The following is a 13,043-nucleotide window of genomic DNA, read 5'->3' on the forward strand; positions in this document are numbered from 1 at the left end:
GCAGTTAGAATTTGAGGTTGATACCAGCCATCAGGGTTTTCACGACGGGATAGGTTGTCGCGTCGACTTCCGGATCCCAGCCTTTGGGGAAGCGGTTGAGCGTAAAGAGGTCATTTCCGGCCACGTATACGCGCAATCCCTGCATGCTCAGCCGCTTCGCGACAGCCTGTGGCAGGTTGTAGCCGATGGTCAGGTTTTTCATCCGGAAATAGGCGCCGTTGATGAGCCAGAAGTCCGACATCTGGTAGTTGTTTCCGGCGGAAATCTGGGAAAGGCGCGGATAGCGCACCAGCAGGTTGCGCTCGGCGGTATTGGAGGTACTCCAGTAGTTGCCGTCGATCTCCGCCGGGGCATTGCCGAAGCTTTCACCAAAAGGCATGACCTGTGTATCGGCCAGGCGGCGGTTGATCTTACCGACTCCCTGGAAGACCAGCCCGAGGTCAAATCCCTTGTATTCCAGCCGGATATTACCACCGAATACGTAGCGGGGCAGGGAGCCGCCGAGGAGTACCTTGTCGCCCTCAGGCGTAATCTTGCCGTCGCCGTTGAGGTCGAGGTATTTGATATCGCCGGGCTTGACGTTGGCATTCAGCACGGGAGCGTTTTTGACTTCTTCCGCCGTCTGGAATAATCCGGAGCTGCGGTACCCGAACCACTCGTCAAACTCGCCGCCTTCGAGCTTGGCGTTATCGCCGCGTAATTGTGTTCCCTTCAGGCTGACGATGGTCGTCCGGGTATCCGACAGGTTGACGCCGATGGAATAGTTCAGCTTCCCGACGTGGTCTTTCCAGCCGGCCTCGAGTTCCCATCCTTTGGCTTCGACGACGCCGGCGTTCTGGCTGGGGTTTTCGTAGCCGAGGTACTTCGGAATATCAAGACTCAGGAGAATATCACGGGTACGCTTGCGGAAGTAGTCGGCGGTCAGGCTCAGGCGCTGGTGGAAGAAACTGAGGTCGAGGCCGGCGTCGATCGACTCCGTCGTTTCCCACGTAATATCTTTCACGGCATAGGTTACCTGTGCGCCGGCCGATTGCGCCGTCAGCTGATTCCCCTGGTAAAACAGAGCGTTATTATTGAATTCGATGGATGCCTGATAGGGATAATCGCCAATGCGTTCATTCCCGATCTGCCCCCATGAACCGCGGACTTTCAGGTACGAAATCGCGGGAAGGGATTTGAGAAAAGGTTCTTCGGAAATCGTCCATCCCGCTGATACCGATGGAAATACGCCCCACCGGTAGTCTCTGTAAAAGCGGGAGGAGCCGTCGAGCCGGACATTGGCCTGGAGGTAGTACTTGTTTTTGTAATTGTACTTCACCCGGCTGAAGCCCGAGCGCAGTGCCGACTCCGTCGCCGACCCGCTGTTGGCCCGCAGAGTCAGGGAACCGAGGTTCAGGTACGGGAAGTCGGTGATGGTGAAACCCTCCCGCGAGGCTCCGAGCGACTCACTGAATGCATAGTTTTCTTCGTACCCAAGCAAGGCGTCAAACTGGTGATGTTCCCGGAAGAGTTTGGAATAGTTGGCGAGCAGCTGCCCGTTGAACGTCATCATCTCTGTCCGGCCTTCGTTCAGAATGGTATTTGCCTGGTTTTTGTAGATGACCTGCGCGGGATTGTTCAGTGCCGTATACTGGATGACTTTCGCAAAGTTCTTGCTCTTGTTGAAATCGAGGGTGGGGGAGATAATCGCCGTCAGCGAAAGTCCTTCCACCGGCCGGACGTCAAACACCAGCCGACCGCCCAGCTGGTTGTACGTTCCGCGGTTTGTACCGCCGTCGTGAATCTGGGCCAGGGGGTTGCGGCCTTCCTTGCCAGGCGCCCAGCGTCCGTCTTCGTACCGGTCGTCGTAAATGCCCGGGAATATCCGGCTGGCATACACGGGATTTTCGCCGGCAGGGCTTACTTCCGCCGTCCGTTTGTAGAAGATATCGAAGTTGGCCGATACCATCTTGTTGATACGCATGTCATTATTGACCCGAACGGTGTAGCGGTCATACTGGCGGTTGACGTACAGCCCGTCTACTTTGGAATAGCTCAGGGAGGCCTTTGTTTTCAGCTTGCCGGTCCCGATGGCAAACGACAGGTCGTGGCGGTGGCGCGGCGCCGTCCGTCCGATGATGAGGCGCTGCCAGTCGGTAGCAGGGTATTTATCCGGCTCCGCTTTATGACGGGCGTCGAAATTGTCGATGAGATCTTTGGCGTACAGACCGGTACCGCCGTCGTTGACCTGCATTTCATTGAACATCGACATATACCGGGGAACATTGACATAAGACGGCAGTTGCGTGGGCGACTGCATCCCGAACTCATAATTATAGTCGAAGCTGGCCTGCCCGTCCTTCGCCCGCTTGGTTGTGACGAGGATTACTCCCGCCGCCGCCCGCGAGCCATAGATGGAGGCAGACGCCCCGTCTTTCAGTACAGTGATGTTTTCGATATCGTTGGGGTTGAGGTTGTTGATATTGCCGTTGGGTACGCCGTCGACGATCACCAGCGGATCGTTGTTCCCGATCGTCGTAATACCCCGGATACGAATGGTAGAGGTAGCGCCCGGCGCTCCGGAATTACGGGTGACGGTCACCCCCGCCAGCGCGCCCTGCAGCGCTTCCGATACCTGCATGGTCTGGCGCTCGGCGATATTCTTACCGCTCAGCGATGCGACAGAGCCTGTGAGGTCTTTTTTCTGCTCGGAGCCATAGCCGACAACCACGACTTCGTCGAGCGACTTCGTATCCGGCCTGAGCGTGATGTCCAGATTGGTTGTCTGCGTGCCAAAGGGAAGCTCCTGGGTAATGTATCCGACCGACGAAACAACCAGCAGGCCTTTCTCCTCGGTTGCATTGAGGGCGAAGCGGCCGTCGTTGTTGGTGACCGTCCCGGTTGCTGTTCCCTTTACCCGGACGGAGGCGCCTGGAACGCCCGCTCCAACTTCATCGGTCACCCGGCCGGTCAGTAATGCCTGGATATCAGGGACTTCTTCTCCGGGGAAAACATCCACCAGGGCGGCAGCGTCCTCTGTCCGCGGGCTCCGTTTCAGCAGAATCCGGGAGCCGACAACCTCGTAGCTGATCCGGAGCGGGCGAAAGAGCTGGCGCAGAATGTCGTCAAGGCGCTCTTCCCGCGCGCGGATCGTCACGCTGCGCCGTGACTGAATGATCTCCGGGCTATACATGAACGATACCTGCGCCGACCTCCCGAGCTTGTCGAGGACCTCTCCGACAGGCTGGTTGCTCAGAAAGAGGGTGACTTTCCGGTCCAGCAGTTCCTGCGCCAGACCGGTCCGGGCCTGGCACAGCGTAATCAGTGTGAGGGAAAAGAAAAAATGTAACAGGCTGATTCTCATAACTTTTCTCCAGAAAAGGGCAGAGGGTACCTTTTTTTTCATAGTTTTGACTGTTTTGCTGGTGTCAAGAATTGGCAAAAACGATCCCCGGCGTCCCTTTCGGGACACTCCTTCGTGGCTGAAGCAGTGGGGATTAACTCGGGTGAATGATGTGTCCGCATCATTCACCTTTTTTACTTCATAGGTGTTCGGGTTTAGAGGTTCAGGGGATGTCGCAGGGCTTTCCGGTAAACACGATGCGGTCTTTCTGTACTTCGAAACGGGCATCGGTCACCGAGCAGATCCAGGTAAGCTTGTCCATCAGCGGCTCATCGCCCAGCGCTGCCGTGACCGAGCAATGCGCGATGTGGCCGGCGTCATAGACGATGTTCACGCCGTACGCCTTCGAAAGCGTGGCCAGTACTTCCGGCAGAGGCGTAGCGGTAAACGTGAACGTGAGCCGCTCGATGGAACGAACGGGTTGGAAAGAGGCTTGTGGCAGGGAAAAGCGGAGGCTGGACGCATCCAGGGAGATTTCCTGGTTGGGAGACAGGACCGGCCCCTGAAGACCGGCGGTCGAAACCGAAACCCGCCCGGTCTTGACCCGGACCAGCAGGCGGCGGTCGCCGGCATAGGCACGAACCCGGAAACTGGTTCCCACCACCCGCGTAATCAGCTTTCCGGCATACACCAGGAAGGGATGCAGGGAGTCTTTCCGTACTTCGAAAAAACCTTCTCCCGAAAGAAAAACTTCCCTCTTTTCTCCTGAAAAAGAGGAGGGATACCGGAGTTCGCTGCCCGGTTGAAGCACAACAGAACTTCCGTCAGGCAGGGCGACGTGGCGGACCGACCGCCCCGAGGCAAAACGTTCTTCCCGCGGTGTTTCGGCGACGGGGTGGCTCTCCGGCGCCGGACGAAAGACGAGAAACGCGCCGATCAACACGGCAACCGATGCTGCAACAGCCCAGGGCCAGTACCTCGGCTTCCGGACAACGGGGCGGGATTCCCGCAGGACCTGGCGGATGCGGGTATCGACCTGTTCGTCGGAAAGCGGGTACTCGTTCCCGCGGATGGCGAGCAGCATGCGCCGGGCACGGCCGAGTTGTTCCTGCCGCAGCGGGTCTTCGCCTGCCCAGTTCTGCCAGTAGGCGTTGTCCTGCGGTGCTTCTCCGTAAACCCAGGCCCGGAACCGGTCATTCTCCAGAAGGTGGTGTAATTCTGATTGCATAAGCGACAGCATTCCCTTTGAAAGCTATTAGGACGCTTTTCCGGCTGTCTACTCAGGCAAATGATACTTTTTGTAGAAATAATGAAAATCAGTGAAAGATCAGGTTCAGCAGAACAGAGAGCGCTGCCGGCCAGTTTTCCCGCAGGGTGGAAAGAGAACGGTAGAGACTATTGCTGACCGACTGAGGTTTCATGTCGAGAAGCTGGGCGATTTCTTCCGGTCCGAGGTCCTGGTAATACCGGAGATAGAGAATTTCCCGCTGCCGCGTCGGGAGCTGCCCGAGCAGCGCTGAAAGACGGGTTACCGCTTCTGACTCTTCTTCCGACAAAATCAACAGATCTTCTTCTGAACCCTGCATATGGAGATGGTCCCATTGCTCGGTCCACTCGACGGTCGGATTACGCTTGTTGAGCGCGCGCAGCAGTTCGTGCCGGAACGATTTAAGCAGGTAATGCCGCACGGAATTAGCCGAACCGAGGCGGTCCCGGTGTGTCCACAGATAGATGAGAACTTCCTGGATACTGTCTTCGATCAGCGCCTGATCCGGGCAGAATTTCCGCCCGTAATGGGCAAGCTTTCGGTAATGCCGCCGCGACAGCTCGGTAAAAGCCGCTTCATCTCCCCCGCGGAACAGGTCCCAGAGAAGCGAATCGTCGGTGTCGGGTGTGTATAGGTGTGCCATGCGCGCTGCCGAAAGCAGCTGCAAAGATGTCGGTCAACTGGTTGGATTTCAAGAAAGAATTGGGCTTTTCTTGGGAAAAGCCAGGATATCCGGTACAACGGATGTAATTGGAACAGGATATCTGTCGGTGTATACTGGAATAGCGGTGTAGCAATCCGCTTATTTACTCATACCGTATTTTTAAAAAAACGCGTGAAAAGACTTATCTTTTCCTATGACAGGCTCCCTGCTAATCGGGATTCCCGCGGAAACGAATAGGCATTGCAGCAAGTGAAAAGGAATTAATAACCAGCTACTTGAGAAAGGATGAACCCGTAATTTATTCTGCCCGGGTTAATGGTGAATTGGTTTCCGCAGAGTCTTAAGAGAAAGAAACAACGTTCAATACTTAGCCGGTAATAAGGATAATAAAGTAACGTATGAAAAGACAGGGATATCAGTTACGACGGATAGCAGCTGGCATAGCGGCGCTGGGTTTCAGCCTGCAGGCAGTACAGGCTCAATCGTCAGAGGTAATCATAGAACAGTTCAGGAAGGCAGTAGGGGGCGGGAAAGCGCTGAATGCCTATTCAACCGTCTTGCGTCCCGTCGGAGAGACCGGTCCGGCCGCAACACTCTACCGGACCATAGCAGGACAGTACCGCCTTGAAACGGCCGTATCCTGCCAATGTTTTGACGGAAAAATATACCGCTCGCGTGAAACCGGCGCACCGCATCCGGCAAAGCCGGCGGATGTGCTGACCGGGGTCAGTTATCCTTCCGCCTTCACGGAAGCCGGTGCGAAAGCCGGCGTTGTGGATGACGACGGAAAACCCTGTTACCGGGTGTCGTTGGGTAAGGACGAATACTTCCTGAATCCGAAGACCTACCTTCCCTACAAGGTGGTACGGAAAACGGCGGGAGGAAAGGATAAGAAAGAAGAGTATGCAGACTACCGTGTAGAAAGCGGATACATGGTTCCCCACTATGTACGCAGCGGAGGAAAGGAATATATACTGTCGGATTTCCGGGTTAATCCCGATCTGCCGGCCGACTGGTTTGCCTGCGGTAAGGCCAGATAAAAAGCGAAAGCCCGGTTCCATGAACCGGGCTTTCGCTTTTTCGGGGAAACCTTATCCGTGAATCTCGATGGGTTCTCCGGATTTATTGTAAAAATGGAATTCGGTAATCCCCAGGGAGCTATCCTGAATCAGGTTGACCCAGGTCTTGTATTTAAACCACCACCGTATCCGTTTCGACGGGAACCCGTTCATGAAATACGAGTACAGGTAAGGGTGGAGGGTGATACGCAGTCCCTTTTCGTTTTGTTTGGAGAGGATGTAGTCGACATTCTGCTCCACAATGTCTGACACGGCGATGCTGGCCGTGATTTTACCCGTGCCTCCGCAGGTCGGACACACTTCATGGGTCTGAATATTCAACTCCGGACGTACCCGCTGGCGGGTGATCTGCATCAGGCCGAACTTGGTCAGCGGAAGAATGGTGAACTTGGACCGGTCCAGTTTCATCTCTTCCCGCATCACGTCGTAAATCTGCTTCTTGTTTTCGGGCTTCTTCATGTCAATGAAATCAATGACGATGATGCCACCCATGTCGCGAAGGCGCAGCTGACGGGCAATTTCCTTGGCTGCTTCGATGTTGACGTTGATTGCGGTATCTTCCTGGCTTTCCTCCTGGTTCGATTTGTTCCCGGAGTTGACATCGATCACGTGGAGTGCTTCCGTGTGTTCGATGATGAGGTAGCCGCCTCCCGGCAGGCTGACAGAACGGCCGAAGAGCATTTTCAGCTGCTTCTCGATTCCGAACTGTTCGAATACCTTGTTTTTCCCCTGGTGGAAGCGGACAATATTCTGCTTCTCGGGGGCAATCTGCTGGACGTATGACCTGACTTCTTCATACATCTCCTTGTTATCAAGCGTAATGCTGTCGAAGTTATCGTTCAGCATGTCCCGCATGATCGACGTCGCCCGGCTCATTTCACCGATTATCTTATCGCGGGGCCGGGCGTCTCTCAGGGCCTTCGTTCCGGCATCCCACTTGGCGAGCAGGCTGCGGAGATCGAGTTCGATTTCTTCCGACTCTTTGCCTTCTGCGACGGTCCGGATGATCACGCCGAAGTTCGGGGGTTTGATACCCTGTACGAGGCGGTGAAGGCGCTGGCGCTCCTGCTTGCTGGTGATCTTCTTCGAAATATTGATGGAATGCCCGAAGGGGACCAGAACGAGGAAGCGGCCGGCGATGGAAATGTCGCACGAGAGGCGGGGACCTTTGGTTGAGATAGGCTCTTTTACGACCTGAACCAGGATCGGGGCATTTTTGGCCAAAACCTTATCGATTTTGCCATGCTTATCGATTTCAGGCTCCATTTCGAAGCCGTTCAGCATGCCGTCGGAGGTCCGTTTGGCGATGACATCTTTCGTGAATTTGTTCAGCGAGTTGATGTTATGGCCGAGGTCCAGGTAATGCAGGAAGGCATCCTTCTCGTAGCCGATGTCTATAAAGGCGGCATTGAGCCCCGTGACCAGTTTCTTAACGGTCCCGAGGTAAATATCGCCCACCGAGAAGTGCTCTTCGGACTCTTCAAAGTGATATTCAACGATTCTTTTGTCCTGCAAAAGAGCGATTCTATCACCTTTGGGAGTCGAATTGATGACTAATTCATTGCTCACAGGTGATGCTCAGAGGGTTTATGAGCAAAGGCCGGGCATGCGAAACCTCACCGTATCCGCGATACGGAAAAGACGGCGATAAAACCGGCAATTCGGGGCATTTGCTCAGGTAGAACAGGATTGGCTGGATACACAAAAAGGCTGAAACCCGGCAGGGCCAGCCAAACGGAGTGAAAAATGAAAAGCTAAAAGTGAAAAGTGAAACAGCGCTGTTCTCACTTTTCACTTTTCACCTTTCACCCGGCGTTATTTCTTCTTGTGTCTGTTCTTTCTGAGACGCTTTTTGCGCTTGTGAGTAGCAATCTTGTGGCGTTTACGTTTCTTTCCGCAAGGCATGATGTGAATGCGTTTAGGGGTCTTGGCCGACCGGCCGTAACCAGTGAAAAAATTACTTTAACTGTTCCAGGTACTCCCGGACACCCGCCTGGATAGACGGATCGGTTTCTTTTTTCCGGACCTCTTCCAAAAGAGTTCTGGCTTTGTCTTTTTGCCCCGTTTCAGCATAGCAGATGCCCAGGTAGAACATCGTCCGGGTGCTGTTGGGGTGAGTTTTCAGGATTCGTTCGAAACGGCCGACCGCTTTTTCATACTGGTTGGACCGCATCGATAAAATTCCGAGGTTAAAAAGGGCAGGTTCGAAATCCGGCTCCTGCTCGACAATTTCCCGCAGCATCGCAATACCCTGCATCGGCGTAGGCGTAGACACATAGGTCATCGCCAGGTTGGCCTTTGCCTGGAGCAGATTGGGGTTCTGGTCGAGCGCCTTCTGGTACCAGTTCCGGGTTTCTTCGCCCAGGGATGCCGCCTTTTCGGAATTGACGGCGAATGTGAAGGCTTCGTAATAGCGGTCGCCGGCTTTCAGGAAATGCTCTACCGTCGGTTTCAGACGGGCAATTTCCCCGGCATAGTATGCCGCACTGTCAAACCGCGTCACACCGGCGAATAATTCGGCAAGCGTTTCCGCCGCCTGGATCCGCTGATCCGGGTTGCCTGTTTCAAAGGACTGGCGGGCCTTGTCAATCTGCGCCCGCTGCGCAGCCGGAACCGGCTGCTGATGCGTGGTTTCCGACGCCTTGGCAGCAGATTGTTCCTGTTTAGGAGCCGCTTCCGAAGGTCGCTTGTCATCTTTCACCACTACCTTCGGAAGGCTGTACAGCCCGCCGATCGAGGCAACTGCAACCACAATCAGGATGACGAATGACTTTTTCACGGAAGTTATGATTGGCGGCTGCGGACCCCGCCTTCCCGGAGCAAAAACTCCCGGAAAACGCTGCCCGGAACTCGTTTCTAAACAAGATGAGGGTGGAAGCCACAAACCGTTTCCGGAGGGAAGGGTAGAAAGAAGAAAGGCTTGCCACTTCTTCCTACCCCGGTTCCTTTATGTGTCTTCCGGGGAAAACCAGACTAAACCGCGCTGGCGGCTTTCTCAGACTTCTTCACAGACTCCGTGAATTCCTTGGCAGGCTTGAAGCTCGGAATGTAGTGCTCAGGAATTTCCATGGTGGTGTTCTTGGAGATATTCCGGGCAACTTTCTTCGCCCGCTTTTTGTTCACGAAGCTACCGAAGCCGCGAACGTAAACCGGCTCGCCGTCTACGAGAGCCTCTTTCACCACGCCGAAGAAGGTCTCCAGGCTCTGTGCTACGTCAGCTTTGTCAATGCCGGTCTTTTCGGCGATTTTTGCGATCACGTCTGCTTTCGTCACTTTGATAAACTTTAAAAGGTTATATGATGATTTTTAATTGCGAAAGTGCCTAAGGCTCAAAATTTTAGAGGCACAAAAGTAGAGGTTTGATTTCATTTCCAAAACAATTCCTCCGAAATGTGATCAATATTTTTTTTGTAACAGGCTAATTTTAAGGTCTTTAACCTGATTTACATTTTGCCGGTGACCCCGGTAACCGCTCCCGGAGACGGCCCCGGAACGCCCTTCTGACAACTTCCCGGTACCCCGGACAGAACCACCGGAACAGCCCTCCGTACCCCTCCGAACTGCATCGAATGAGACTTGAATCCTTTGCCCCCCGCCTCCTCCACTGGTATGACGAGCACCGGCGGGACCTTCCCTGGCGCTCTACTACTGATCCGTACCGTATCTGGCTTTCGGAGATTATTCTTCAGCAGACGCGTGTTGCACAGGGGATGCCTTATTACCTGAAATTCACCGAAACCTTTCCGACCGTAACCGACCTGGCAGCGGCGGACGAACGGGATGTACTCCGCCTCTGGCAGGGGCTTGGGTATTACTCACGGGCACGGAACCTGCACGCCACTGCGCGCATCGTCGCCGATGAATACGGAGGAGCCTTCCCCGATTCCTATGCGAAACTAGTGCAATTGAAAGGAATCGGCCCTTACACGGCGGCCGCTATCGCTTCTTTCGCCTGGAAAGAGAAGGTCGCCGTGGTCGATGGAAACGTTTTCCGCGTACTCTCCCGGATCTTCGGTATCGCCACAGACATCGCAACGCCGGCTGCAAAGAAGGAGTTCACCGAGCTGGCCAACCGCCTGATTCCCGCCGACCACCCCGATCTCTTCAATCATGCCATCATGGATTTCGGGGCGACGCAGTGTGTACCTGTTTCCCCGGTTTGCCTGTTCTGCCCCTTTGCCGGCGATTGTGAAGCCCAGGCTACCGGGCGACAGGCCGAGCTTCCCGTGAAAGAGAAGAAGACGAAGGTGCGGGACCGGTTTTTTCACTACACAGTCCTGCAATCAGGTACCCGTCTGGCCCTGAAAGAGCGGACCGGCCGCGATATCTGGTCAGGTATGTACGATTTCTGGCTGACGGAGACCGATACGCCGGGTGGTAAGCCTGCCGGATTGCCGGCTGACCTGGCAGCCCGGGCGGAAGTATCGCCCGTATTTACCCATATCCTGTCTCATCAGAAGATACAGGCGGTCTTTCATACGGTAGAAGTTCCGGTGGATTTTCTTCTTCCCGAACAGTTGAAATGGTATACGTTTGAGGAGCTCGAAGACCTGCCAAAACCCGTCCTGATTCTTAAATATCTGAAGGGAAGGTATCAATTTTAGTATATATATTGACAATTATCAATCGGTAGGAAGGGTGCCGGAAATTTCCGTTTGATTTGCCTGGAAATAAGCCGTACCTTCACACTAATCATTCTTTTCTATGGCACGTACATTCAACAAAGTGATCCTGATCGGCAATCTGGGCCGGGATCCCGAATCGAGAACCCTTCCCAGCGGCGCGAAAGTGACCGAGTTCAGTGTAGCCACTTCAGAGTCCTACAATACCCGCGGCGGAGAAAAGGTGGAACAGACTACCTGGTTCCGCGCCGAAGCCTGGGAGCGGCTGAGTGATATCGCGTCCCAGTACCTCAAAAAAGGAGATCAGGTATACCTCGAAGGTCGCCTGCGGATGGAAGAGTATACCGATCGGGATGGCAACACCCGAACGGCGCTTCGCCTCCGGGTGACGGATATGAACCTGATGGGCGGCCGCCCGGAAGAAGGCGGCTACTCCCAGGGGTCTCAGGCAGCGCCGGCTGCTGCGCCCGCAGAAGCCCGCCGCCCGTCGGCACCCGCTCAGGCTCCGTCTTCGTTTGCCTCCAATAACGACGACGACGATCTGCCTTTTTAATCGAAAAGGCCGGACAGAATTAGCAGTTATCCGTTAATCGTGATTGTTTTGTAGACAGGAGCCGGTTAACGGATAACTTATTGTTTCGCCGGCATACGTTCCACCAAACGCTTCCCGACTTGGAGCCACTCCCTGCCACGCTCTTTGAAACGGCCCTGACCGACATACTGGACCCGTTCCCTCGATGGGCACCTCTCGCTGACGCGTTGGGTGCCGGATTCTACATCTCGAACGGCCTTATTCTCATCCTCCTCCTGGCCGCATCGGCGCTCGTTGCCGGATCTGAAGTAGGTTTTTTCTCCCTTTCCCTCGATGCCCGGAACGAAATCCGGGATAGTGACCACGCCTCCGAACGCCGGATTGCCCGGATGCTCGACCAGCCGCAACTGCTGCTTGCTACACTCCTGATTTTCAAGAATCTGCTGGATATTACCCTGGTTACACTGACGTCCATCGCGACGAAAGAGGCACTGGGTGACGGAGTGGAAGCCTGGGTGGGCGTTGTCATACAGACCGTTGGCGTTACCTTTCTCATTGTCTTTTTCGGGGAACTGATCCCCAAAGTATGGGCGAATCAGAACCCGATCCGTTTTCTTAAAATCACGGCCCCGATTATTGACGCGGCCCAACTGCTTTTCCGGCCGATTTCAGTACCGCTGATGGGTATCTCGAATCTGATCGAAAAACGTGTACAGCGGAAGGGCTATACCATTACGGCGGAAGAGCTTAGCCACGCCCTCGAAATCACGACAGGAAAAGATACTTCTCTCGAACAAAAGGAGATTCTCCGGGGTATCGTCAATTTCAGCAGTATCTCCGTCAAGCAGATTATGCGGTCCCGCATGGATATTACCGGCTTCGATATCGAACTGGATTTCCATGAGCTGATGGATAAAATCAATAAATCAGGCTACTCCCGTGTGCCTGTCTACCGGCATACGATTGACCGGATAGAAGGCATCCTGTATATCAAAGACCTGCTGCCGCATATTGATCAGGATGAGCATTTTGCCTGGCAGGAGACGCTCCGGCAGGTATACTTTATCCCGGAAAGCAAGAAAATTGACGACCTGCTTCACGATTTTCAGGAAAAGCGGGTACACATGGCGGTCGTCGTCAACGAATACGGCGAAACCGAAGGATTGATCACGCTGGAAGATATCATCGAGGAAATCGTCGGAGATATCCGTGATGAATACGACGAAGAAGAAATCCAGTATACCAAAATCGACGACCATACCTACGTCTTCGAAGGAAAAACGCCGCTCAATGACGTTGTCAAGGTTATGAACCTGAACCTCGACGTATTTGAGGATGCGCGTGGAGACAGCGAGTCGATCGGCGGACTGCTACTGGAGCTTTTCGGCCGGTTGCCGAAGGTAAATGAGGAAGTAGCGCTGGATCGCTATACATTCCGCGTACTGGCCGCAGACCAGAAGAAAATCAAAAAGGTGCGGATTTCCGTCCAGCGGGAGGCTGTGGCGGAAGGAGACGATTAAACGCTCCAAACGGGGCAGAGAAGGGCAGCGGATCGGA

At 54.5% G+C, this 13,043-nt stretch carries 10 protein-coding genes; 4 read left to right on the plus strand and 6 right to left on the minus strand.

Annotated elements, in window-relative coordinates:
- Positions 1 to 4: 4 nt before the first annotated feature.
- From BLR09_RS22375 to BLR09_RS22385, 3 genes are all read right to left on the minus strand, one after another.
- Entirely contained in the window at positions 5 to 3,343 is a 3,339-nt protein-coding gene (locus tag BLR09_RS22375) for a TonB-dependent receptor (protein WP_245689996.1), read from the minus strand.
- A gap of 202 nt (positions 3,344 to 3,545) precedes the next feature.
- Positions 3,546 to 4,550: a FecR family protein gene (locus BLR09_RS22380; protein ID WP_176785643.1), complete on the minus strand. Its 1,005-nt coding sequence runs from the start codon at positions 4,548 to 4,550 to the stop codon at positions 3,546 to 3,548.
- Between the two features lie 88 nt (positions 4,551 to 4,638).
- Positions 4,639 to 5,232: an RNA polymerase sigma factor gene (locus BLR09_RS22385; protein WP_143011186.1), complete on the minus strand. Its 594-nt coding sequence runs from the start codon at positions 5,230 to 5,232 to the stop codon at positions 4,639 to 4,641.
- 419 nt (positions 5,233 to 5,651) lie between these two features.
- On the opposite strand from BLR09_RS22385, the gene BLR09_RS22390 reads away from it, so the two are divergent.
- Entirely contained in the window at positions 5,652 to 6,293 is a 642-nt protein-coding gene (locus BLR09_RS22390; RefSeq protein WP_143011187.1) for a LolA-like protein, read from the plus strand.
- Between the two features lie 51 nt (positions 6,294 to 6,344).
- On the opposite strand, the gene BLR09_RS22395 is transcribed toward BLR09_RS22390, so the two are convergent.
- The 3 genes from BLR09_RS22395 to BLR09_RS22405 all read right to left on the minus strand — a co-directional run bounded on the left by BLR09_RS22395 (position 6,345) and on the right by BLR09_RS22405 (position 9,605).
- Positions 6,345 to 7,901 (minus strand): Rne/Rng family ribonuclease, encoded by a 1,557-nt coding sequence (locus BLR09_RS22395; RefSeq protein ID WP_093208023.1) that lies wholly within the window; start codon positions 7,899 to 7,901, stop codon positions 6,345 to 6,347.
- Between the two features lie 388 nt (positions 7,902 to 8,289).
- Positions 8,290 to 9,111 carry a tetratricopeptide repeat protein gene (locus BLR09_RS22400; RefSeq protein ID WP_093208025.1) on the minus strand — a complete coding sequence of 274 codons (822 nt, stop codon included), beginning with the start codon at positions 9,109 to 9,111 and terminating at the stop codon, positions 8,290 to 8,292.
- Between the two features lie 194 nt (positions 9,112 to 9,305).
- Positions 9,306 to 9,605, minus strand: a complete 300-nt coding sequence (locus tag BLR09_RS22405; protein WP_093208026.1) for an HU family DNA-binding protein — start codon at positions 9,603 to 9,605, stop codon at positions 9,306 to 9,308.
- Positions 9,606 to 9,901: 296 nt separating this feature from the next.
- Here BLR09_RS22405 and mutY point away from each other — a divergent pair, with 296 nt between their 5' ends.
- The 3 genes from mutY (at position 9,902) to gldE (ending at position 13,006) form a co-directional block, all read left to right on the plus strand.
- Positions 9,902 to 10,936 carry an A/G-specific adenine glycosylase gene (gene mutY, locus BLR09_RS22410; protein WP_093208028.1) on the plus strand — a complete coding sequence of 345 codons (1,035 nt, stop codon included), beginning with the start codon at positions 9,902 to 9,904 and terminating at the stop codon, positions 10,934 to 10,936.
- Between the two features lie 100 nt (positions 10,937 to 11,036).
- Positions 11,037 to 11,507 carry a single-stranded DNA-binding protein gene (locus BLR09_RS22415; RefSeq protein WP_093208029.1) on the plus strand — a complete coding sequence of 157 codons (471 nt, stop codon included), beginning with the start codon at positions 11,037 to 11,039 and terminating at the stop codon, positions 11,505 to 11,507.
- 119 nt (positions 11,508 to 11,626) lie between these two features.
- Complete coding sequence (gldE, locus tag BLR09_RS22420; protein WP_245689997.1) at positions 11,627 to 13,006, plus strand: gliding motility-associated protein GldE; 1,380 nt, start codon at positions 11,627 to 11,629, stop codon at positions 13,004 to 13,006.
- Positions 13,007 to 13,043: the final 37 nt, after the last annotated feature.

It is taken from the genome of Siphonobacter aquaeclarae (genome assembly GCF_900103285.1).
Taxonomy (GTDB): Bacteria; Bacteroidota; Bacteroidia; order Cytophagales; family Spirosomataceae; genus Siphonobacter; species Siphonobacter aquaeclarae.